Source organism: Sphingomonas sp. LH128, from assembly GCF_000293195.2.
Lineage (GTDB): Bacteria > Pseudomonadota > Alphaproteobacteria > Sphingomonadales > Sphingomonadaceae > Novosphingobium > Novosphingobium resinovorum_A.
This window is the reverse complement of sequence record NZ_ALVC01000503.1, coordinates 1-22,521: the sequence shown is the minus strand read 5'-3', so window position 1 is coordinate 22,521 and position 22,521 is coordinate 1. Positions and strand designations below refer to the sequence as shown.

Below are 22,521 nucleotides of genomic sequence, written 5' to 3'. Positions count from 1 at the left end.
GTAGGCGATGACGTTGGCGACCACCTGCTCGCGACGCTTCGCCGCAGCCGCCGGGCTGGTGGTATCGACCTTGAAGATGGTCGCAAACGTATAGCGGTTGGACACGAAGTAGAACGACAGCGCGCTGATTGTCATATGCAGGTCGACCGGGTCCAGCCCCGGGCGGAACGTGCCCTCGGCGACGCCGCGTTCGATAAGGGCGCGGGTGCCGGGCAGTACCGTTTCGTTGTACGTCTCGACCACTTCGCCGACATGCGGGGCGTGTCGCATGTTCTCGTCCATCACCAGTCGCACGAGTTCCGGGTGCTCGTAGTGGTAGTCGAACGTCAGTTCCGTCAGCCGCGCCAGGGCATCGATCGCGGGCATGTCGTCCAGCCCGGCGGCGAGTTCGGCCGAGCGTATGCCGCGATAGGCTTCAGTGAGGACCGCGCGGTAGAGCGCTTCCTTGCTGCCGAAGTGATAGTAGATCATCCGCTTCGACGTGGCGGTCGCGGCGGCGATCTCGTCCACGCGGGCGCCTGCGAAGCCCTTGTCCGCGAAATGGGCTGTGGCGATCGCGATGATCTCTCGCCGGTTGCGTTCGGTGAAGCCGTCATCCTGCATGGCGCGCCCTATGGCCTTTCGCGGGCCGGGGGCGCAATGCCCTCAGCCCCTTTTTAACAATCAGATCTGCATCTTGACCTGCACGCCGAGTGCCAGCGCATCGTGCGTGGTCCGGTAGGAGAAGGCGCCCGGATCGACGATGTACTGCACGTCGGGGCGTATATTGAGCCAGGGCGTCAGCTGCAGGCCGTAGCTCATTTCGATCGCCGTCTCGCCTTCGGGCAGGGCGGTGTAGCCGTCCGCGAGGCCGAGCAATTCGGCGTGAAGCGCGCGCAGGCGCTCGTTGACCTGCGCGTGGATCACGCCCAGCGCGAGGGTGTCGGCGTCGCGGCCCTTGAAGGTGCCCAGCTTGAGGAAGCCGGCGGCATACCAGCGGGTGATCTGCGCCGACTGCTCCGGGTTGGCGGTGAAGTGGCCGAATATCGACAGGCCACGCTTTCCGTTCCCGCCCTTATCGCGCAGGATCATCTGGTCGCCCAGCACATAGCCGCCGAAGCGACCGGTCACGCGGCCCGGGGTGCCCTGCCGGTCGGCATTGGCGGTGTCGTAGTAGAAGCCCACCTTGTAGTGGCCGGGCATCACGTGACTACCGGGCGTGGCGCCGGGATCGTACTCCAGTTCCAGCGGCAGGACGACACCGGTAGTCTTGCCTGCGAACGGTTTGAAGGCGTTCTTCTCCAGCCCGAGGTCGGGGTTGGTCTGGTAGACGCCGGTGCGCACGATCAGGTCGGGGCGCAGCTTGTAGCGCACCGCCAGCCCCCAGCGGGCGTTGGGATAGTTATACCAGCCGGTGCTGCCGCTTTCGGACAGCGGGTGCGCGCAGAATGCCGCGTTGACGAGGTTGCAGCCGATCGACAGGCCGCCGAGGTCATTGCCCATCGCAAAGAAGCCCGCGCGCAGGTTCAGGCGGCCGCCATCGAAATTCTGTTCCCAGGTCAGTTCGCTCAGGCGTGCATAGTAGCCGCCCGCTGCTTCCTGGATCGGCAGGCGGTTGCCCACGAAGTCCGACGAGATGCCGATGCCGCGCCGGTCGTTGATGGTCAGGTGAATGGCGCCGCCGTCGATCCCGGCGATCTTGTCCATGTCGAGATCGACGCCCGCGCGGATCTGCTGGACATAGGCGGTGCCCCGGCGCTGGCCGCCGTCGACGTTGGAGAAGGTTTCCGAGACGTAGTCGGCGCGCACGGTGACGCCCGCGTCCTTCAGGTCGGTGCGCACGCCGCCCCAGTCGCCGGTCAGCGTCTCGCGCGGATGCGGCGCGTGCAGAGGTCTGGCGGTGGAGGCGCCCTGCGTGGAAGGCGGCCGATGGTCCTGCGCGGTGCCTGCAGTTGCGGTGGCGCCGGTCACGACGACGTTGGTTGCGGTGCCCGCCTCGGCGTCTTCTGCCAGAGCGGTCATCGGGAAAGTGAATGCGCAGCCTGCGGCGAGCGCTGCGAGAGAATGGATGCGACGGCCCATGGCCCCCTCCTGCTGCTGCTCCCGCGCGCGGCGAGTTCCGGCGCGGGGCAGCTTTGTCTGGTCGTTGGAATTGGGGGGCAGGCCACCGGCCCGCCCCCCATCAGGTCAGGGCAGCTTGTAAGCGACCACGTAGTCGCCGCGCTGCTTGGATTGTCGGGCACCACCGGCGGTGATGACGATGTACTGCTTGCCGGTCTTCGGCGACTTGTAGCTCATCGGTCCGCCCTGGCTGCCGACGGGCAGACGGCCCTTCCACAGCTCCTTGCCGCTGCCCGAATCGAAGGCGCGCAGGTAGAAGTCCTGGGTGCCGGCGATGAAGACGAGGCCGCCCTGCGTGGCGAGCGTGCCGCCCAGCGTCGGCATGCCGATCGGGATCGGCAGGCCCATGCGGATGCCCATCGGACCGGTGTCCTCCACGGTGCCGACCGGGACCTGCCACTTCACCTTGCGGGTGTTCATGTCGATGGCGGTCAGGGTGCCGAACGGCGGAGCCTGGCACGGAATGCCCAGTGCCGAGAGGAAGCGGTCCTTGGTCACCGAGTAGGGCGTGCCCTTGAGCGGAACCGAGCCCATGCCGGTGTTGACGGCCTCGCCCGCGGCGCCGGCCTTGCCCTGCTGGGCCTTGGTCTGCGGGAACATCTGCACCCACAGGCCGAGGCGCATGTCGTTGGCGAAGACGGTATTGGTGGTGGGGTCGATCGACAGGCTGCCCCAGTTCATGCCGCCCAGCGAGCCGGGGAAGGCCAGCGACTTGTCCGTGCCCGGCGCGGTGTAGAGGCCTTCGTAGCGCATGCCCTTGAAGGCGATGCGGCACATCAGCTGGTCGAACGGGGTGGCGCCCCACATGTCCGCCTCGGTCAGCGTCTGCGCGCCGATCTGCGGCATCCCGACCGACCTGGGCTGGGTCGGCGAATAGGGCTCGCCGGGAATGTTGGCGGCCTTCACCGGGGTCTCGACGACCTTGGTGAGCGGCTTGCCGGTCTGCCGGTCGAGCACGTAGAGCTGGCCCGCCTTGGTGCCGATGACGACGGCGGGAACCTTGCCGCGACCCTTGACCGGGAAGTCGATCAGGCTGGGCTGCATCGGCAGGTCGAAGTCCCACAAGTCGTTGTGGACCGTCTGGTAGTGCCACTTCTCCTTGCCGGTGGTCGCGTCGAGGGCGAGCACCGAGGCGCCGTACTTGTGGTCGAGCGGGGTGCGCGGCACGCCGAACAGGTCGACCGACGAGCTGCCTACCGGCATGAACACGGTGTTGGACGCCGCATCATACGACATCGCCGACCACACGTTCGGGGTCGAGCGCGTGTAGGTCTGGCCCTTAGCGGGCATGCCGGTGATGGCGGGGTTGCCCGGGTCGAAGGCCCAGCGCAGCTTGCCGGTGATGACGTCGAAGCCGCGGATCACCCCGCCGGGCATGTCGATCTGGACGTTGTCGGCCACGCGGCCGCCGATGACGATCGTGGTGCCGGCCAGCGTCGGTGCGGCGGTCAGTTGGTACTGCGGATCGGGCGCATTGCCGAGGCCCGCGAGCAGATCGACGCGGCCATTGGTGCCGAAGCCGGTGCAGACCTTGCCGGTCTGGGCATCGAAGGCCATCAGCTTGCCGTCGATGGTGTTCATCAGGATGCGGCGTTCGCACGGCGCGCCTGCGGGCAGCGTCGCCGCCGTCACCGGGGTGGAGCCCGGCAGGCTGGGCTGTTGCAGCGGGGCCTTCGCATCGAAGTAGGCGAGGCCGCGGCAGCGCATCCAGACGGAGGCATGGGCGTTGACTTCGGCCTTCCACTTCTGCTTGCCGGTGTCGGCATCGAGCGCGATGACGTTGTTGTGGGGTGTGCAGATATAGATGGTGTCACCCACCTGCAGCGGGGTGTCCTGGTCCTCGGCGCCATTGCCATCGCTCTCGGCGACGTCGCCGGTGCGGTAGGTCCAGGCGACCTGCAGGTTCTTCACGTTGTCGCGGGTGATCTGGTCCAGCGCGACGAAGCGGCTGCCGCCGGCGGTGTTGCCGTAAGCTGCCCAGTTCTTCTGCTCGCTGGCGGCATCGACCGGGGTGAGCGCCGCTTCGACGCCCGCGAAGGGCACGGTCGGGTGCGGCGAGAACATCGCGGCGAAACCGGCCGCAGAGGCGATGCCGACGACGAGGGCGGTACCCAGTGCCGCGCGCCATGCGGGGACCATGCCTTGCGCTTTTCGCATCAGCGGCAGGGAAAGTGCCACCACGGTCATGCCGACGCCGAGCGCCAGCAGGCGCGAGATGAGCGGCCAGAACGCGAAGCCTACTTCCCACAGCGACCACAGAATCGTGGCAAGGAAGACCGCGCCGAACAGCACGCCGCCGGTCGGGCGACGGCGGGCGATGAGGAAGCCGGACACCACGAGCGCCAGCCCTGCGAGCAGGAAGTAGAAGCTACCCCCCAGGCTCACGAGTCGCGCACCGCCGACGACGAAGAAAAGGCCCGCGGCCAGGATCACTATACCGAGCACCGCCAGCCATATGCGGCTAAGCAGGTTGCCCCCTTCAATCGAGCCGGACATGCGGCTTCTCCTCGAATTTTTTATCTCTGGGACCCTTTGCCCAATGCAATCGCGATCGGCTTGAGGTTACCCTGGAGCGACAGGAAAATCGGGCGGTGACACGACCGCTCAACGTGTGTACCAGTTAGTACATAACATTTCGCGCGGCAAGATGCCCCGAATGAAGGACCGCACGTGCAATCTCAGAAGACCCAGATCGTCATCGTCGGCGGCGGCGCCGCCGGGCTCGAACTCGCCACCCGGCTGGGTGCCCGCTATGGCCGCGCCCACCACGACATCATCCTCGTAGACGAGAACCGGACGCATATCTGGAAGCCGCTGCTGCATGAAGTGGCGGCCGGGTCGCTCGATGCGAACCTCGACGAGGTCGGCTATCGCGGCCACTGCCACAAGTGGGGCTACCGCTATTTCAAGGGCACGCTGGCGGGGATCGACCGAGCCGCGCAGCGCATCGACCTGGCCCCGATCCTCGACGATCGCGGCAACGAAGTCGTTGGCGCTCAGCAACTTCGCTACGATTACCTGGTGCTCGCCTATGGTTCGGTGACGAACGATTTCGGCACGCCGGGGGTTCGGGAGAACTGCATGTTCCTGGACCGCCGCGCCGATGCCGACCGCTTCCGCGACCGGCTGCTGGACCAGTGCCTGCGCGTCTCGCGGGCGATGCTGGTTGACGAGGCGAGCGACGCGCGGGTGCGCGTCTCGATCGTAGGCGGCGGCGCCACCGGTGTCGAACTCGCCGCCGAACTTTTCAATGCCGCCGACGCGCTGGGCTACTACGGGCTGGAGGTGTTCGACCGTGGCCGCCTCAAGGTCACGCTGGTCGAGGCGGGACCGCGAATCCTGCCCGCGCTGCCTGAACGACTCGCCGAGTCGGCACGGGACGAACTGCAGAACCTGGGCGTGCGCGTCCGCACGGCGACGCCCATCGTCGAAAGCACCAGCGCAGGCATGATCACGGGCGACGGCGAACTGATCGAGGCCGACCTTCAGGTATGGGCCGCAGGCGTCAAGGCCAAGCCGATCACCGGCGGGCTCGACGGCCTCGAACTGTCACGCTCCGGGCAGGTGGTTGTCTCCCCCACCCTGCAGAGCGTGACCGATCCGAAAATTTTCGCGCTGGGGGACTGCGCCTTCTGCATGCTGCCCGGCCGCGACCGCCCCATTCCGCCGCGCGCGCAGGCCGCGCACCAGATGGCGGCGACCGCGTTCGACAACCTCAGGCGGCTGATGGACGGCAAGCCGCTCAGGGATTTCGACTACCGGGACCGTGGCTCGCTGGTTTCGCTCAGCCGGTTCTCGACGGTGGGTACGCTGATGGGCAACCTCGTCGGCGGGCGCATGGCGGTGGAGGGGCGACTGGCGCGGATGATCTACCTGTCGCTGTACCGGATGCATCTGATCGCGATTCATGGCTGGCTGAAAGGCACCGCGCTGATCGCGGTAGGCCACGTCAATCGCGTGGTGAGACCTCGCCTGAAACTCCATTGACGGCGACGGCCGGGCGCAGGCGCGGAATGAGCCGCCGCTCGCGCACGCTCGCCTGAAAACGGGCGCAGATGACACGCAAGGCGGCCTCGGGATCGGCTTCCTCTCCGCAGACGAACAGGTCGACGGCGGCGAGGCCATCCTCGGGCCAGGTGTGGATCGAGATGTGCGATTCCGCGAGCAGCGCCACTCCGGTGACGCCCATGCCCGCGCCGAAGTGATGCAGCCGCACGTCGAGGATGGTCAGCCGCGCTGCCGCAGCGGCTTCGCGTAGCGCATGTTCCACCCGCTCGACGTCGTCCAGCCCGTCGGCTGCGACTAGGTCGGCGATGAGATGGACGCTCGTTCCGGCGCGGTGAGTCATGGTCAGGCGATGCTCTGGAAGGCATGGCCAAGGTGGGCCAGCGCCGTTTCGGCGGCGGTCACGCCGTGGTGATGGGCTTCTTCGAACAGCGACAGGCCGCTGAGGTCGGAATGCGCGAACAGCACCGGCGGCCGCGCGGCGCGGGCGGCAAGGCGCTCCGGGTCGGACAGGAAGCCCGGTGTGGGCCGGATCATGGCATGGCCCCAGCGCCACACGTCGATGCTCTCGATCGCGCCGTCGAGGTCGGGGTTCATGGCCAGCAGGTCGTCGCGCACGATGTCCTGCCAGCGTTCCAGCGAGCGGGTCATCATGATCTTGCGGGCCTCCTCGGGCGTTTCGCGCGATAAGGGCATGTACCATGTCAGCACCGTCGGTCCCGCAGCGGCGCTGGCGGTCTGATGCGTGGCGACCACGTAGCCGAGCGCGTCGCTGGCGGTCGAGACATTGTCCCATGCGAGGGATACGCCCTTGCCCGCCGGTGGCCGCGAAAGGGTGACGTTGGCGACGACCCAAGGCGCGTAGGAGAAACCGCCGCTCGCGCACAGTGTCGGTGCCACGCGCGCGGCGACGAAATGCGGCATGGCGAGGATCGCGACTTTCGCGCGCAGGTGCCGACTGCGGCCTGTGGCGTGGTCGAAAACGTCCAGTTCGGCGAGACCGTCGGTGGTGGCGGCGACGCGCAACACGCTGCGGGCCGGGCGCAGGTTCCCCCGGATACGCGCCGCCATCAGGCCCGCCAGCCGGTCGTTGCCTTCGGGCCATGTGAGTTCGCGGTCGCCGTCGCCGTTCGCGGCCCAGCCGCGCCGTGCAGCGAAGTAGTGGATGCCCGCCCAGGCCGAGACATGCTCCGGCTCGGCTCCGTAGTCGTCGCGGCAGCAATAGCGCAAGTATGCGCGCAGGGCCGGGGCGGTGAAACCCTCGGCGTCGAGCCATTCGGCGAAGTTATGCCGGTCGAGCGCGGTGAACCGCGGGTCGGTGCTCGACAGGGGGGAGGGTACGGCAAAGGCAGGCCGTCCGTCCGCGCCCACAGCGCCGCGATAGTCCGCCATGCGCCGTTCGAACGCGCGGCGTTGTGCCTGCTGCGCGGGAGGGAGGCCGGTTTGCGGGAAGAGGCCCTCCTGCCACTCGCCTCGCCAGAGCAGGCGTTCCTCCAGATCGGCGCAAAGCTGATAGGGATCGTAGACCGGGCCGTCGGCCGTATCGTCCACGATCATGCCGAAGCCGCGCAGCATGTGGCGCAGCGCCTTTGCCTCGCGATTCGGGACCGGCAGGTAATGGGCGCCAAGCGGATAGGCGCTGACCGCATTGCGGCCCGACCGGGCATTGCCGCCGGTGTGGTCCTCGAGTTCGAAAACGGCGAAGTCGCCAAAACCCGCCTCCGCCAGCCGCCAGCCCGCCGCAAGCCCGGCGACGCCGCCGCCTGCGATGACGACGTCGATGTGCTCGACCGGGCCTTCCGGCGCGGGAAAGGCACCGTCGCGCAGGCGGTGGCCGCGCTGCCAGTCGGCGCCGCCCAGGGTTCCGGCCATGGCGGGTCGGCTGCAGCCGCCGAGCAGCGAGGCACCAACGGCTGCCGAGCCGCCTGCAAGAACCGCGCGCCGACTGGCATCAACCTTCATAATGGCCCCATTCGCGCGCGAAGCTGCGCACCAGCGCCTGGTTGTCGAGCCGGTTCACCGGGGTCGGACGGCGCGCCATGTCGGGCGGGAAATCGAACATCGCGCGTTCGCTCGATGGGGTCAGGAAGCGCAGGCGCGGCGGCAGGCGCACGGCTTCGGCAAGGGGGCGATGCGCGGCAAGGGTGAAGCCCCATTCGCCGAAGCTGGGAACATAGGCGTGGTAGCCTCGCGCACGCAGCCCTGCGGCTTCCAGTGTGGTGGCGACCGTCCAGTAGGATTCGGGCGCGATCAGCGGCGAGGTGCTCTGTACGGTCATCACGCCGTCGGGTGCGAGAAGCCGGGCGACTTCGCGGTAGAAGCTCTCCGTATAGAGCTTGCCCAGCGAGAACTCGGTCGGATCGGGAAAGTCCACGATTACTGCGTCATACGTGCCGCGCGCCTCGCGAACCCAGCGGAACGCGTCGGCATTGTGGACGTGCATCCGGGGCGAGGACAGCGACCCGGCGTTCAGCGCCGCCAGTTGCGGCGTGTCGCGGAACAGGCGCGTCATCTCCGGGTCGAGATCGACGAGGGTGACATGCCGCACGCGCGGGTCGCGCAGCACTTCGCGGGCGGCAAGACCGTCGCCGCCGCCGAGGATCAGAACGGCCCTCGGGCGGGCGACGCGGCCGAGCACCGGCCAGACCAGCGCCTCGTGGTAGCGGTACTCGTCGCGGGTGGAGAACTGGAGGTTGCCGTTGAGGTAGAGCCGCAGGTCCTCTCCCCGCCGGGTCAGCACCATGCGCTGGTAAGGTGTCGAGCGGGCGTAGATTACGGGCTCGCCGTAGAAGGCGACCTCGGACCAGCGCTGCATCCGGTCGGCAGCGAGAAGTCCCGCAATCAGGCTGGCGGCCACGGCCAGCGCGGCGATGACGTCCACCGCGATCCGGCGCTGGCCGCGCAGCGCGACCAGCAGGGCGAGGGCCACGGCGACATTGGCGAGACCGAAGACGAACCCCGTGCGCATCATGCCCAGCCAGGGCACCAGCACCAGCGGGAACAGCAGCGAGGCGATCAGTGCGCCGACGTAGTCATAGGTCAGGACGTTGGAGACCAGTTCGCGAAAGGCGAAGCGGTGGCGCAGGATGCGGATCAGGAGCGGGATCTCAAGCCCCACCAGCACGCCGATCGCCAGCACCAGCGCGTAGAGCGCGATGCGGAAATCCCCCACCAGCGGGAAGAGCAGGAACAGCCCGGCCGCCGACCATCCGCCGAGAGCGGCTATCAGGATTTCCACGCGCACGAACACGCCCATCTCGTCGCGCCTGACGTGGCGGGACAGCCAGCTGCCTACGCCCATGGCGAACAGATAAGTGCCGATCACGGTGGAGAACTGGGTGACGCTGTCGCCCAGCAGGTAGCTGGCGAGGGTGCCCGCAAGCAGTTCGTAGATCAGTCCGCAGGTCGCGACCACCAGCACCGAGACGAGCAGGATCACCGCCAGCGAGGCAGGCGCGCGCTCCGAGGCGTCGGCCGGGACGAGAGGGTCGGCTTCAGCCACGATGGTCAGCCATGGATGGCGGCGGCGATGATGTTGGAGATGCCCAGGGCCACCGCACCCGCCAGCAAGGCGACCGCCATGTTGCGGCGCTCGATGATCTCGCGCCACAGTTCGCCGGGGGTCAGCTTGTCGACCAGCACGAAGCTGATCACGAAGATCACGATGCCGAGTGCGGCATAGAGCAGGGTGGCGAGGAAGACCGAGAGTGTCAGCATGGGCCGTCTCCTTGTAGGTTACTTGTGCGTCGGGCCATAGGAGCCGCCCGCGTGCATGGGCCGCTCCTCGTCGGAGAAAGGCGACCAGGCATAGTAGGATGCGCTCAGGCAACCGGCCATGACCATCGCGATCCACAGGAGGAACAGGACGAGGCGCGGCGTCATCCGGCGTTCTCCTCGCGATAGCGGCGCCACACCGCGACGCAGGGGAACGCGAAAAGCAGCACCGCCGCCGTCCACCAGTTGCCCCAGGGCAGCGCGCCCGTCTCCGCCTCGATCGAGACGGAGACCGTCTCGGGCAGCGAGGACCATCCCGAGGTATTCGGCGGCGGGTCGCTTGGCCAGCCGTGGGCGGCGGCATCGACATAGAGGTCGTACGTGCCGCGCCGGACCTTGCCCAGCAGGGTCGAACCCTTGCGGCTGCCCTCGGTCCAGGACCCGTCGCTGTCGTAGCCGGAATAGTGCTCGACGATACCATAGCCGTCGATCGACTGGCCGGTGGCACGGTCGACGAGGCTGTAGTCGAGATCGACCCAGCGGTTGTCGAAATCGCTGCCGCGCGCGGTGACGGTGACGAACTGCCATGGGCGGCGGACGGTAAGGGTGCCGATCTTCACGCCCTCGCGCGTGGCGGCGAAGGGCGCATCGACGCTGCCGGAGGCGCGCTCCACCGGGCCGGAGATCAGCACCATCGCCAGCAGCAGCGCGATGAGAGCTGCGCAAGCGAGGCCAAACATCGTCGGCAGGTCGTCGAAGATGCCGGGCGACGGCACGGGACTACGGACGGCGCGCTTTGCTTTCAGAGGAACGAGGCCGAATGCCTCGGCGACGGTGCCGTCTTCCAGCGGGACAAGCTGGGTCCAGTTGACCTCCCCGCCACCGCCTTCGCGCGACAGCACGGTGTCGCCGCGTTCGTAGAGGGCCGCTTCCACAGTGTCGCCTGCACGCACGCGCCAGTAGAACTCGCCGAGCACGGCAGTGGTTTCGCTGGTCGATGCCTCGCCGTCGCGCGTGTAGCGTTCGCCGCGCCAGGTCACGGTGTCGTCGTCGCCTTCGGGCAGGTCGAGCAGCATAGTGCCGAACTGCCATTCGCGATCGCTCAGGACCAGCCAGCGATAGCCCGCGTAAGGGTTGAAAAGAAGGTACTCTTCCCAGGTATAACCCGAATCCCGCCGCCGCAGCGCGCCGACGGCCTCCCATTCGACGTCGAACAGGGTGCCGCGCCTGCCGGGCGACAGGCGGAAGCCTCGGGCGGCCTTGTCATGCGCCTCGATGAGCGCGACTTCGGGGCGGGCGATGTCGAGCAGCGAGCCGCAATAGCTGCAGGCGAGGTTGACGCTGAGCCCCGCCGCGCGCACTTCCAGCGTGCCGCCGCAGTTCGGACAGGCGACCGTGCGCACGGCGGTCATCGCATCAGCTCGCGCGGGATGGTCCACCCGTCGATCGCACGCAGGTTGGAGGGCGCGAGCGAGGCGAGGTCGCTGTAATAGCCCAGCCAGACCGATGCCTCCCGCGCATCGCGCTGCAGGCTTACCGCTTCACGGTTGGGGCCGCGAAAGTCGATGCTGGTCATCGTGCGACCCGGAAGCGTCGGGAACGGCAGGTCCCCCTCGCTGCCGAGGCATTCGGCCTCCTTGCCGTCGATCGCGAGGAGGGTGACGCCTTCCACCATGAGACGGGCACCGACCACGATTTCCCCGCCTGCTGCGAAGTCCTGGATCATCGGCTGTTCGAGGAGGTCGGCGCGCGCGGCGGTCAGCATGAACGCCCCCATCGCCTCGCCCAGCCAGCGCTCGGTGCCGTCGCCGCCATCGAGCAGCCACTCGTTCCACGAACCATCCGCCCAGCCCCAGCGGACCCGGCCGACGACGGTGAGTACAAGCCCCTCGACGCGCAGGCTGGTGCCCAGCTGGATCGGCGAGACGTCGGGCGACAGGACCGCGACCTTGCCGATGTCCTGCACCTCCACCCCGTCGCGCAGGAGCAGCGACCGGCAATAGGCGCAGGTCGAATAGGGCAGGGCAGCGCTGCGCACAGGCAGGGCCGCGCCGCATGAAGGACAGTTGCTCACGTCTCCCCCCGAAGACGCGTCAGCGGATGCGCGAGAGAAGCTCGGCCTTCTTGGCGTCGAACTCCTCCTGGCTGAGCGCGCCCAGGGTCACCAGCTTGTGCAGTTTTTCGATGGTGGCGATGGGGTCCTCGGCGGGAGCGGCGGCGGCCGTAGCCTGCGTGCCGAGGCCCTGCGCCATGGCGCCGCCGAGCGCCGTCGCTGCGGCCACGCCCGCGCCGATCCCGGCCACCGATCCGCCTTCCTGCCCGGCTGCGGCCTCGATGGCCTCCGCCGCCTGGAAGCGGGTGTAGTTGCCGAGGTCGCCCAGCACGCGCATCGAGGAGCCCTTGTCGAGATGGGCCTGCACTTCCTCCGGAAGCGAGATGCTCTCGACGTAGAAGGAGAGGCAGGTCAGGCCCCACTGCGCGAAGGCCTTGTCGACTTCCACGCGGATGCGTTCGGAGAGCGCCTGCTGGTTGGCCGCGAGATCGAGGAACGGCACCCCGCCGCCGCCGAGCGCGGTGGCGATCGCGGTCTGGATCGCGGCGCGCAGTTGCGGCTCGAGAGACGCAGTGCTGACGCCGTCGAGCGTGCCGAGGATCCGGTCCACGAACGGCTCGACCGCGGCGATGCGGAACGAATAGGAGCCGAAGGCGCGCAGGCGCAGCGGGCCGAATTCGGCGTCGCGTACCGTCACCGGCTGGCCGGTGCCCCACTTCAGGCCCTGTTGCTCATTGAACGACAGGAACACGACGTCCGACTTGAACGGCGAGCGAAAGCCCTTGTCCCAGTGCATCAGGCTGGTGAGCACCGGCAGGTTCGCGGTATCGAGCCGGTGCAGGCCGGATTCGAAGGTATCCGCCAGATTGCCTTCGTTGACGAACAGCGCCATCTGGCCTTCGCGCACGGTCAACTGGGCGCCGTTCTGGATTTCGCGATCCTCGAACGGAACGCGCCAGGCAAGGTCGCCGGGCCGCTCCAGCCAGTCGATGACATCGACGAACTGCTTCTTCAGAAAACCGAACATTGGATCGCCCACTTCCGCCAGATGCCCGCAGCGTATCCGCAGTTCGTCGGGATGAAAAGGGAAATGGAAACAGGGATATCAGCCTGCCGGGTCAGAGGATCGGACGGAGAAAATCGGCGATCGCGGCGGACCACTGCCCGGGCTGCTGATCGACGATGTCGATGCCGCCGCCCTGCAGTTCCACCAGCTTGAAATCCGGGCGCATTTCCTTGGCTTTCAGGGCCGACTGGTAGAGCATGTCGCCGGTGTTGGTCAGAAGCAGCGTGGGCTGGCTGATCTTCATCAACGGTCCCTCCTGCCGGTAGGTCAGGCCCGCATTGTGGCCGTACCAGTAGGCACCGCGCTGGAAGGCGAGCATGGCCTGCACGACATAGTCGCTGATGCGCTCGGGGCTGATCGTGCCCATCGCATAGCGCTCGCGCGCCTCGGCCAACTGGTTCATGTGGGCGGCATGCGGCAGTGCCCGGAACGCGCGCTCGCGTCCGCCGATGTCGGCGATCAGGGCGGCCCGCTGCTCCTCGGGAATGAAGAGGGGGCCGCAGATGACGTTGGCGATGACACGGTCGGGGAACCGGACCGCGACTTCGTTGGTCACCAGTGCCCCGGTATGATGGCCGACGACCGCCGCCCGCCGGATGCCGAGCGCGTCGAGCACGGCCGGCACCACCATGGCATAGTCGCTGACAGCAGGTTCGAACGGCGGTTTGTCGGACAGGCCGAAACCGGGCAGGTCGATGGCGATCGGACGGAAGCCGTGGGCCACCAGCGGGGCGAAGACACGATCGAACTGGTTGGCGGTCATTACGGCCTGATGCAGCAGGACCAGCGGCCGTCCTTTTACCGCGTCGAGGTAGTGAATCTGGCCATAGGGTCCATCGGCATAGGCGCGGCGCATCTTCACCTCGCCGGTAGCGGTAGCGGGAGCGAGAGGCGCGGGCGCCTTGTCCGCCGCTGCCGCCGGGCCGGTCGCCAGCGAGGTGGCGACCACGCCTGCGCCCAATACTTGCCCCAATACCTGCATCGCCCGGCGACGTTCCAGAAACTCGTCCATGCAGCCCTTTCGATAAATCCGTACTGGTCACTGCAGAGTGCAGTTCCTGCGCCCGGAGCCCACATGTCATGCGGAGTTTGACCGCTCCTCGGCGACGGATGAGTGGCAGGGATGCACCTGCAAGCGGCGATTATTGGGAGATGTCCATATGTATTTACCCTAGGTAAACCATGTTTCACTAGGCGAGGATGATGATTCACGAGTCGTATCGTCGCAGCAGGTGGTATCCGGGGGAGGTGCTCGGCACTGCGCTCGCGTATTTCGCCTGTGCGTCGCTGGCGCTCGTGCTGACCCGTTTCGACGGCGGCATCGCGGTAGTGTGGCTGGCGGGGGCGGTGCTGTTCGCCCGGCTCCATGTCACGCCGCGCCGACGCTGGGCACCGGTGGTGCTGGCCTGTACTCCGCTGGCGATCTGCTCCTCGCAGCTGTTCGGATTCAAGGGCCTGACCGGGGTTGGCCTGCCGCTGCTCTGCATTATAGAGGCGGTCGGTGCGGCATGGCTGATGCGCAGGGTGTTCCCCCGGTTCGGCCGTTTCCAGTCGGTGGCGGAAGTCACAGCGTTCCTGGTCGTCTGCGGCGTCATGGTGCCTGCGGTGACGGCGCTGTTCGCGGCGGTCATGACCACGGCGGTGCGTAACATCGGCTTCTGGTCGGCCTGGCGGGACTGGTACGCCGGACATGCGCTTGGTTTCATCGTGTTCGCGCCGCCGCTGCTGTTGTTCCTGCGCGGCGACGTCGCACACTGGACACGCACCGCCGGGACGCGCGTGCGCAAGGGGACATTCGGGCTGCTGGGGCTCGTGCTGCTCGCGTCGCTGGCGACATTCGGCCAAAGCAAAATTCCGCTCGTCGTCGTTCCGTTCCTGCCGATGATCGCCGCGACGTTCAGGCTGGGCCGGTTCGGTGCGGTTTCGTCCATCGTCATCCTGATCTCGGTTGGTCTCGGCTGTTCGCTGGCGGGGATCGGGCCGACGGCGCTGCTGACCGGCGGAATGGCGCTCAAGCTGCAGGTGCTGCAGATCTATTTCGCCTCGATCGTGATGCTGCTGCTGCCGCTCGCGGCGGAACTCTACGCGCGGCGGCGCATCGTCGAGCGTCTTCACGCGGCCGAAGCGCTGCACCGGCTCGTCCTCGACCGCATGAGCGACGTGGTGCTGCGCGCCGGCATCGACGGCACGGTGCGTTATGCCTCCCCCTCGGTCGAGCGCGTTACCGGCTATCCGGCGGCCGAACTCGGGGGGCGGCCGCTGTTCAACCTCATCGTGCCGGACGACCTGCCGATGGTCCTCGACACGCGGCGCGTGGTGCTGGCGGCGCCGGAGGACAGCGCCATCATCGAATATCGCGTCATCCAGAAGAGCGGCGCGATCATATGGGTGGAGAGCCACGTGCGCGCGATGGTCGATGCGGACGGCAACATATCAGGCACCGTCAGCATCATCCGCGAGGTTACCGAACGCCGCCATATCGTCGAGGATCTCAAGAACAAGGCGATGACCGACCCGCTGACCGGCGCCTGCAACCGCCGCGCGTTCGACGATGCGCTGGGTGCGCTGGTTTCGTCGCCGCCGATCGGCGCCGAGCCGGGTTGTCTCGCGGTTTTCGACCTCGACCACTTCAAGCGGATCAACGACGAATACGGCCATGCCGCCGGTGACGCGGTGCTGGTGCGCTTCGTGGCCATCGTCCGGGCGGCGGTGCGCGAAGGGGATCTCGTCGCGCGGCTCGGCGGCGAGGAATTCGCCGTATTGCTAGCCGGCCTGTCGGTGGAGCACGCGCAACTGGTGTGCGAGCGCATCCGCACCCGCCTCGGCACGGTCGGCGTGGAAACGGCGTCGGGAAGCGTCATTGCCGCGACCGTTAGCGTCGGCATCGCACCGCTGTCCGTGGACAGCGACCCGGAGCGGATCGTGGCGGCCGCCGACGCGGCGCTCTACCGGGCGAAGCGGAGCGGGCGCAACCAGTCGGCCGCAGCCTGAGGATCAGCGCGGGACGGGCGCTTCCCGGTGTGCAATCCGCAAAACACCATAGCCCAGCAGGCCGGAAAACAGCGATCCGGTGAGGATGCCGAGCTTCGCCTCCGATTGTAGCGCGGCTGCGTCCGGAAAGGCGAGCAGCGCGATGAACAGGCTCATGGTGAAGCCGATGCCGCACAGCAGGGCCACGCCCAGCATCTGCAGGCGGCCCGCATGGGCCGGAGCGTCGGCCAGGCCGAGGCGCACGGCGATCATCGAGAAGCCGAACACGCCCACCGGCTTGCCGATTAGCAGGCCTGCCGCGACGCCCAGCGTGACCGGTGCGGTGAGTGCCGCAGCCGGAAGGCTAAGCACCGGCACGCCCGCATTGGCGAGCGCGAAGAGCGGCACGATCAGGAAGCCCACCGGCACATGCAGCGCATGTTCGAGCCGGTGCAGCGGGCTGGCCGCATCGCCGTCCGGATGGCTCGGCGTCACGTCCATCGGGATCGTCAGGGCCAGCGCGACGCCTGCCAGTGTGGCATGGATGCCCGAGCGATAGGTCAGCACCCAGAGCACCGCGCCCAGCGCCATGTAGAGCGAGAGGCTCCGCACACCCATCCGGTTCATCGCGATCAGCACGCCCAGCACGAGCGCTGCCCCGGCAAGGTCGGGCAGCGAGATCGATGCGGTGTAGAACAGCGCGATGATGATCACCGCGCCAAGGTCGTCGATGATCGCCAGCGCGGCCAGGAACACCCGCAGCGAGGCGGGCACCCGCTTGCCCAGCAGCGAGATCACGCCCAGCGCGAAGGCGATGTCGGTGGCGGCGGGAATGGCCCAGCCCTTCGCCGTGTCGCCGGTGTTGAAGGCGTAGAACAGCAGCGCGGGCGCCGCCATGCCGCCCAGCGCGGCGATGCCGGGCAGCACCCGGCGCGACCACGACGAGAGCTGGCCGTCGAGCATCTCGCGCTTGATCTCCAGCCCGACCAGCAGGAAGAAGATCGCCATCAGCCCGTCATTGATCCAGTGCGCCAGCGATAGCGGGCCGAGGCCAAGGTGGAGCACGTGCTCGTACCCGTGCGCCAGCGGCGAATTGGCGAGGACCAGGGCGATCGCGGCCATCGCCATCAGGAACAGGCCGGCGGATGACTGGCCGTCGAGAAACTGGCGAAGGGCGCTGGGGGTCTTGAGGCGGGAGAGGACCATGCGGGGCTCCGGGCTTGGGGGCAAGTGCACCGGCGGCCCGACCGGCACTGCGAAACCTGCTTGCCGGGATCGGCGAGCACCCGCCGGTAGCTATTGCAGCCTTGGCGCGGTGCCGCAACCGGAACCGGGCATAGGAATGCTACGGCTCCGCACCCGATCCCGTCATTCCCGCGAAGGCGGGAACCCATCTGATGCCGGTGCACCCTGCGATGTCGGGAGATGGGTCCCCGCTTTTGCGGGGATGACGGCGATGGAATGGCGGATAATGGTGCTTCAGGCGCGCGGGGGCGGCTCTACCAGCCTGATCCGCACCGCCAGCCCCGGCGCGGCGTCGCGCAAGTCCACCGTGCCGCCGTGGAGGTGCGCCACCGCCTGCACCAGCGAGAGGCCGAGGCCCGCGCCCCAGCCGCCGCGCGCTTCGTCCAGCCGGGTGAACCGGCGCAGCGCCTGTTCGCGGCGCTCGGGCGCAATGCCGGGGCCTTCGTCGGCCACGACGACCGCCGCGCCGTCCGCCTCTGGCACCAGAGACAGGGTGATGGTGCCAGCCCCGTACTTGAGTGTATTGTCGACGAGATTGCCCAGCGCCTGATCGAGCAACTGGCGATGGACCCGCATGTGCAGCGCGGCCGGGGCGACGACCACGATCGCGCGGCCCTGATCCTCGACCATGGGCGCATAGATTTCCGCCACCGTCTCCAGCAGTTCGGACAAGTCGGCGTCGGCCAGGCTCTCGCGGCCCATGCCCGCTTCGGCGCGGGTGATCGACAGGGCGGTCTCGACGATCGCCATCAGGCGTTCGCTTTCGGTCAGGGCCTGATCGACGAAGGGCTGGGCGAGGGGGTCCTCGACGTGCTGCGCCGCCCGGTCGAGCGCGGCGCGCATCCGCGTCAGGGGTGATTTCAGGTCGTGGGCGAGGGCGTCGGTGGCCAGCTTCAGTTCGTCATTGAGCGCGGCCATGCGGTCGAGCGCCTGGTTCACCTCGCTGCCTAGCAGTGCGAAGGCGTCGCCGGTGTCGTCTGCCGGTACACGGCGGGAGAGGCGACCTTCGCGCACGTCGCGCAAGGTGGCGACGCTTGCCCGCAGACGGTTGAGGATCAGCCGCGTCGAGACGTAGGCGGCGAAGGCCGCGAAAACCACGGAGAGCGCCAACGCGATCATCGAGGTGCGTTCGAGCAGGGCCAGCACCTGCCGTTCCGTCTCCACCACCGTTCCGGTGACTAGCATCGAACCGTCCCGCAGGCGGACCGACTGGATCAGCATCGCCTCCGGCGCGGTATGGCCGGAGCGCGGCAGCTTCTCCAGCGCATAAGGCGCGCCGGGTGTGAGGTCGGGCGGCAAGCTATCGAGATTGCCGGTCAAGCGAGTGCCGTCCGGGTTGGCGAGGAAGAGCACACTCGCCCGCTCGATCCGGCGCGAAACCTTGGCGTCGATGGCGCGGGAGATCGCCGGCTCGCCGCCCTCGTTATAGGCGTCGAGCAGGTCGTCGCGCAGGGTCACGGCGACGGCCACGGCGTCCGCATGGCTCTGGGATCGCAGCAGCAGCGCCGGGCCGAGCAACAGTACCGCAGCCGCGACGATCTGGAACAGGAAGACGAGCGCGGCGAAGCGGAACGTGGTCGAGTGCCAGATTTTCACGGTTCGGCGCCGATGCGATAGCCCGCGCCGCGCACGGTATGGAGCAGGCGGCGCGCCTCGCCCTCGTCGATCTTCTTGCGCAGGCGGCTGAGGTGAACGTCGACGACATTGGTGCCGGGGTCGAAGTGGTAATCCCACACGCCTTCGAGCAGCATCGTGCGGGTCACCACCTGATCGGCATGGCGCAGCAGGAATTCGAGCAGTCGGAATTCGCGCGGCTGCAGTTCGATGACTCGCTCGCCCCGGCGCACGCGGCGGGCAAGGAGGTCCATTTCCAGATCGTCGCAGCGCAGCACCGTTTCCGCCACGGCGGCAGGTGCGCCGCGGCGGATCAGCAGCCGGATGCGGGCGAGCAGTTCGGCGAAGGCGAAGGGCTTGACCAGATAGTCGTCGCAGCCGTTGGTCAGTCCCTTGATCCGGTCTTCCGGCGATCCGAGCGCGGAGAGGATGATCACCGGCGTCTCCAGCCCGGCGCCGCGCAGGGCTGCCAGCACCGCCATCCCGTCCAGCCCCGGCAGCATCCGGTCGAGCACGATGCATGCATATCCGCCGTCCGTGCCCAGAAACAGGCCGTCGCGCCCGTTGGCGGCGCGGTCTACCGTGAAGCCCGCCTCGTCGAGGCCCTTGGCGATGAAGTCGGCGGTGTCGGCATCGTCCTCGACGAGCAGGATCTTCTGGCTCAACGCGCCTTCCTCACACTTGCGGTCCTTCCATTGTGAGCCGTGTGGCCCTCCGGCGCGATGGGGAGCGGATTAACTTTCGCTCATGTTCCCTCCAGCCGGGGGAGGCTCCGCGCATCGTATGCACCTTGGGCGCGCCACGACAAGAGTTGAGACCACATGGATACCGACACTGCCATCCTCGACGAGCGGACCTGCCGCCTGATCTGCCCGATCGCCTCGGGCATGGTCGGGGTGTGCATGACCGGCATCGGGCTACTGCGCGTGGCGGTGTCGGTGCGAGGACATGAGACGATCGCCGACGATCTGCTCTCGGTCGATGCGCTGCTGTTCCTGCTGGCGACGCTGGCCTCTTACTTCGCGCTGAGGGTGCAGTCCTCCACGCGGCTGCACGGACTGGAGCGGGTGGCGGATGCGGCGTTCATCCTGGCGATGTCGCTGCTGACGGTGGCGTGCTTCGTGATCACGTATTCGCTCGGGGGCTAGGCTTTTCCTGATTTCACCCCCTCCGCTCATGCTGAGCTTGCCGAAGCATGGGAGGCGCAGCGCCACGTCTCGGGGCCTTCGACAAGCTCAGGCTGAGCGGGATGGGGAGGGTGACGCGGCAGCCAGATTGCCGATTGTTCATGTTGTGGCGAGCCTCCGGCAATCCGGCCGAGCGCACAAACGGCACCATGTTGCTGAGAACCGCCCTTTTTCTCTCGCTCCTCGCCGTGCCGCTCGGTGCGCGCGCGGCTACGCCCGTCGAGGGCGTCTGGCTCAACCCATCCGGTAGCGTCGCCGTGCGTACCGGTTCCTGCGGGCCAGGCCTGTGCGGACGCGTGGTCTGGGCCAGCGGCCAGGCGAAGGCCGACGCGCAGGACAGCGGGATCGCGTCGCTGATCGGCACCGAGCTGCTGCAGGACTACCGCCCCGAGGGCCGCATATGGCGTGGCACCGTCTTCGTTCCCGACATGGGGCGCCGCTTCGATTCCCGGATCGAGCCTCTCTCGGCCGACCGGCTGAAGATCAGCGGGTGCATCCTTGGCGGCTTTTTCTGCCGCTCTCAGGTATGGACCCGCATCGCGCAGGTGCCGGCATGACCGCACTGCTTGCTTTCCTCTCGCGCTATCGAAAGCTGGTGGAGGCGGGCGCGGTGCTGGCGGTGATCGCCCTCGGCTTCGTCGCGCTCAATACGCTGACGCACGAAATCCGCTACTCGCAGGTGCGCGCGGCCGTCCATGCGCTTGACGCCGGCCAGATCGCGCTGAGTCTCATGCTGACCGCCGCCAGCTATTTCGCGCTGACGTTCTACGATTTCCTAGCGCTCAGGACGATCGGGCACCCGCTGCCGTGGCGCACTGCCGCGCTGGCGTCGTTCACCAGCTATACGCTCAGCCACAACCTCGGGCTTTCGCTGCTGACCGGCGGGTCGGCGCGCTATCGCATCTACGTTGGTGCCGGGCTCGACGGGCCGGAGGTCGCCAAAGTGGTGATGCTGGCGGCCGGCAACTTCTGGGCGGGCGTGCTGGCCGTCGCGGGTGCGGCGATGCTGGTCCGTGACGGCGGCCTTGACTTCGGCGCGGTGACGCTGACGCCGCAGGCGGCGCATGCGCTCGGCGCGGCGATGCTGGCTCTGCTGGGCGCGCTGGGCTTCGCGGCTGCGCGGGCGAAGCAGTTGAGGCTGCCGGGAATCCGCCTGCCGCTGCCTTCCGCGCGTGAGATCGCGGCGCAAGTCGGCGTCAGTGTCGCCGACATCGCCTGCGCGGGCGCGGCGCTTTTCGTACTGCTGCCGGGCGCCGACCCGGCGCAGCTTCCGGTGTTCGTCCTGGCCTATGCATTGGGCATCGTCGTGGCGCTGGTGACGCATGTGCCGGGCGGCCTCGGCGTGTTCGAGGCGGTGGTCCTCGCCGTGGCGCCGGGGGACCGGGCGCACCTTTTCGCGGGGCTGATCGTCTATCGGCTCGTCTATTATCTCCTCCCGCTGGCACTGGCGGCGTTGCTGCTGGCCTGGCGCGAGGGTGCCCGCAGCCGCCGCGTGGCGCGCCTTGTCGGCGGGGTGCAGAGCGTCGCCACCGGCCTTTCGCCGCTGCTGCTGGCAAGCGCGACGTTCCTTGGCGGCGGCATGCTGTTGCTGTCGGGCTCGCTGCCTGCCGTCCACGCACGCATGGGACTGCTGGCCGACGTCATGCCGCTGCCCGTCATCGAGGCGAGCCATATCGCCGCCAGCCTCGTCGGCACCGCGCTGCTGCTGCTGGCGCCGGGACTCTACCGCCGGCTCGACGGCGCTTGCCTTGCCGCGCGGCTGCTGCTGATGGCGGGCGCGGTATTCTCGCTGGCCAAGGGCATCGACTATGAGGAGGCGCTGGCCTGCCTTGCGCTGGCCGCGCTGCTGCAAATGACGCGCCGGGCCTTCTACCGCCGCACCGCGCTGACCGAGACGCCACTCACCGCGGGCTGGATAGCGGCGGTGGTGATGGCGGCGGGACTGGCGCTTTGGGCGGGCCTCTTCGCCTATCGCCATGTACCCTACAACGACGACCTGTGGTGGAAGTTCGCCCTGCGTGCCGATGCCCCGCGTTACTTGCGCGCGGCGCTGGCCTCGTCGGTGTTGCTGGCGGGGTTCGCGGTCTGGAGGCTTTGCGCGCCCGGCAGCGCGCGCGGCGACGCGCAGGTGATGGAGGATGCCCCGGCGATCCGCGCGATCCTCGCCACCAGTCCGCGCACCGAGGCGATGCTGGCGCTGACCGGAGACAAGCGGTTCCTCGTCTCGCAGGCGGGCGACGCCTTCGTCATGTACCAGATCAAGGGTTCCAGCTGGGTCGTCATGGGTGATCCGGTCGGCAACGAGGGATCGTGGGGCGAACTCCTCTGGACCCTGCGCGACATGTCGCACCGCAGGCAGGGACGGCTGGTGCTCTACGAGATTTCGCCCGCCACGCTCGACCTTGCCATCGGCATGGGCCTGCAGATCGTGAAGTATGGGGAGGAGGCGGTGGTCGATCTCACCACGTTCGAGCTGGAAACTCCCCAGCTGCGTTCGGTACGCAAGTCGGAGCGCACCGCCGCTCGCGCCGGCGCCCGGCTGCGGGTGGTGCCGGCGGGGGGGGGGG

20 protein-coding genes are annotated in these 22,521 nt (G+C 68.1%); 5 read left to right on the top strand and 15 right to left on the bottom strand.

The annotated features are described in order from the left end of the window. The 3 genes from LH128_RS29360 to LH128_RS29350 form a co-directional block, all read right to left on the bottom strand. Positions 1 to 603, bottom strand: a 603-nt coding sequence (locus tag LH128_RS29360) for a TetR/AcrR family transcriptional regulator (protein ID WP_008833339.1), incomplete at its 3' end; no start/stop codon positions are given. Positions 604 to 663: 60 nt separating this feature from the next. Continuing rightward, positions 664 to 2,061: a carbohydrate porin gene (locus LH128_RS29355; protein WP_008833338.1), complete on the bottom strand. Its 1,398-nt coding sequence runs from the start codon at positions 2,059 to 2,061 to the stop codon at positions 664 to 666. A 105-nt stretch (positions 2,062 to 2,166) separates the two neighbouring features. After that, positions 2,167 to 4,596 (bottom strand): glucose/quinate/shikimate family membrane-bound PQQ-dependent dehydrogenase, encoded by a 2,430-nt coding sequence (locus tag LH128_RS29350; RefSeq protein ID WP_008833337.1) that lies wholly within the window; start codon positions 4,594 to 4,596, stop codon positions 2,167 to 2,169. A 174-nt stretch (positions 4,597 to 4,770) separates the two neighbouring features. Between LH128_RS29350 and LH128_RS29345 the strand changes: the two genes are divergently transcribed. Beyond that, the gene (locus LH128_RS29345) at positions 4,771 to 6,087 is read left to right on the top strand and encodes an NAD(P)/FAD-dependent oxidoreductase (RefSeq protein WP_008833336.1); all 1,317 of its coding nucleotides are present in this window, start codon (positions 4,771 to 4,773) and stop codon (positions 6,085 to 6,087) included. Here the strand turns inward: LH128_RS29345 and speD are convergent. The 9 genes from speD to LH128_RS29305 all read right to left on the bottom strand — a co-directional run bounded on the left by speD (position 6,050) and on the right by LH128_RS29305 (position 13,950). Then, on the bottom strand, positions 6,050 to 6,448 hold the full coding sequence (gene speD / locus LH128_RS29340; protein WP_008833335.1) for an adenosylmethionine decarboxylase: 399 nt from the start codon (positions 6,446 to 6,448) through the stop codon (positions 6,050 to 6,052). The genes LH128_RS29345 and speD overlap by 38 nt on opposite strands. 2 nt (positions 6,449 to 6,450) lie before the next feature. Continuing rightward, positions 6,451 to 8,067: an FAD-dependent oxidoreductase gene (locus LH128_RS29335; protein WP_008833334.1), complete on the bottom strand. Its 1,617-nt coding sequence runs from the start codon at positions 8,065 to 8,067 to the stop codon at positions 6,451 to 6,453. Next, complete coding sequence (locus LH128_RS29330; RefSeq protein WP_008833333.1) at positions 8,057 to 9,607, bottom strand: polyamine aminopropyltransferase; 1,551 nt, start codon at positions 9,605 to 9,607, stop codon at positions 8,057 to 8,059. The genes LH128_RS29335 and LH128_RS29330 overlap by 11 nt, the downstream gene beginning before the upstream one ends. A 5-nt stretch (positions 9,608 to 9,612) precedes the next feature. Next, complete coding sequence (locus tag LH128_RS29325) at positions 9,613 to 9,822, bottom strand: DUF350 domain-containing protein (protein WP_008833332.1); 210 nt, start codon at positions 9,820 to 9,822, stop codon at positions 9,613 to 9,615. Between the two features lie 18 nt (positions 9,823 to 9,840). Next, positions 9,841 to 9,987, bottom strand: a complete 147-nt coding sequence (locus LH128_RS33940; RefSeq protein ID WP_172705211.1) for a hypothetical protein — start codon at positions 9,985 to 9,987, stop codon at positions 9,841 to 9,843. Continuing rightward, a complete protein-coding gene (locus tag LH128_RS29320; protein WP_008833331.1) occupies positions 9,984 to 11,231 on the bottom strand; it encodes a DUF4178 domain-containing protein in 1,248 nt (415 codons plus the stop codon). Before LH128_RS29320 ends, LH128_RS33940 begins: the two co-directional genes overlap by 4 nt. Further along, a complete protein-coding gene (locus LH128_RS29315) occupies positions 11,228 to 11,893 on the bottom strand; it encodes a DUF4178 domain-containing protein (RefSeq protein WP_008833330.1) in 666 nt (221 codons plus the stop codon). The genes LH128_RS29320 and LH128_RS29315 overlap by 4 nt, the downstream gene beginning before the upstream one ends. Before the next feature lie 19 nt (positions 11,894 to 11,912). Further along, positions 11,913 to 12,899 (bottom strand): SPFH domain-containing protein, encoded by a 987-nt coding sequence (locus LH128_RS29310; RefSeq protein ID WP_008833329.1) that lies wholly within the window; start codon positions 12,897 to 12,899, stop codon positions 11,913 to 11,915. Positions 12,900 to 12,990: 91 nt separating this feature from the next. Continuing rightward, a complete protein-coding gene (locus LH128_RS29305) occupies positions 12,991 to 13,950 on the bottom strand; it encodes an alpha/beta fold hydrolase (protein WP_008833328.1) in 960 nt (319 codons plus the stop codon). 188 nt (positions 13,951 to 14,138) lie between these two features. Between LH128_RS29305 and LH128_RS29300 the strand changes: the two genes are divergently transcribed. After that, positions 14,139 to 15,929 carry a sensor domain-containing diguanylate cyclase gene (locus tag LH128_RS29300; RefSeq protein WP_327195318.1) on the top strand — a complete coding sequence of 597 codons (1,791 nt, stop codon included), beginning with the start codon at positions 14,139 to 14,141 and terminating at the stop codon, positions 15,927 to 15,929. Between the two features lie 3 nt (positions 15,930 to 15,932). On the opposite strand, the gene nhaA is transcribed toward LH128_RS29300, so the two are convergent. The 3 genes from nhaA to LH128_RS29285 form a co-directional block, all read right to left on the bottom strand. Beyond that, positions 15,933 to 17,114 carry a Na+/H+ antiporter NhaA gene (nhaA, locus tag LH128_RS29295; RefSeq protein ID WP_008833326.1) on the bottom strand — a complete coding sequence of 394 codons (1,182 nt, stop codon included), beginning with the start codon at positions 17,112 to 17,114 and terminating at the stop codon, positions 15,933 to 15,935. A gap of 273 nt (positions 17,115 to 17,387) precedes the next feature. Further along, positions 17,388 to 18,749 (bottom strand): sensor histidine kinase, encoded by a 1,362-nt coding sequence (locus LH128_RS29290; RefSeq protein ID WP_008833325.1) that lies wholly within the window; start codon positions 18,747 to 18,749, stop codon positions 17,388 to 17,390. Further along, entirely contained in the window at positions 18,746 to 19,432 is a 687-nt protein-coding gene (locus LH128_RS29285) for a winged helix-turn-helix domain-containing protein (RefSeq protein ID WP_008833324.1), read from the bottom strand. Before LH128_RS29285 ends, LH128_RS29290 begins: the two co-directional genes overlap by 4 nt. Positions 19,433 to 19,588: 156 nt before the next feature. On the opposite strand from LH128_RS29285, the gene LH128_RS29280 reads away from it, so the two are divergent. The 3 genes from LH128_RS29280 to LH128_RS29270 form a co-directional block, all read left to right on the top strand. Beyond that, positions 19,589 to 19,915 (top strand): hypothetical protein, encoded by a 327-nt coding sequence (locus LH128_RS29280; protein ID WP_008833323.1) that lies wholly within the window; start codon positions 19,589 to 19,591, stop codon positions 19,913 to 19,915. Positions 19,916 to 20,103: 188 nt separating this feature from the next. After that, positions 20,104 to 20,511 carry a DUF2147 domain-containing protein gene (locus tag LH128_RS29275; RefSeq protein WP_036525312.1) on the top strand — a complete coding sequence of 136 codons (408 nt, stop codon included), beginning with the start codon at positions 20,104 to 20,106 and terminating at the stop codon, positions 20,509 to 20,511. Beyond that, a partial coding sequence (locus LH128_RS29270; protein ID WP_037521959.1) for a phosphatidylglycerol lysyltransferase domain-containing protein occupies positions 20,508 to 22,521 on the top strand: 2,014 nt, incomplete at its 3' end. The genes LH128_RS29275 and LH128_RS29270, both read left to right, overlap by 4 nt.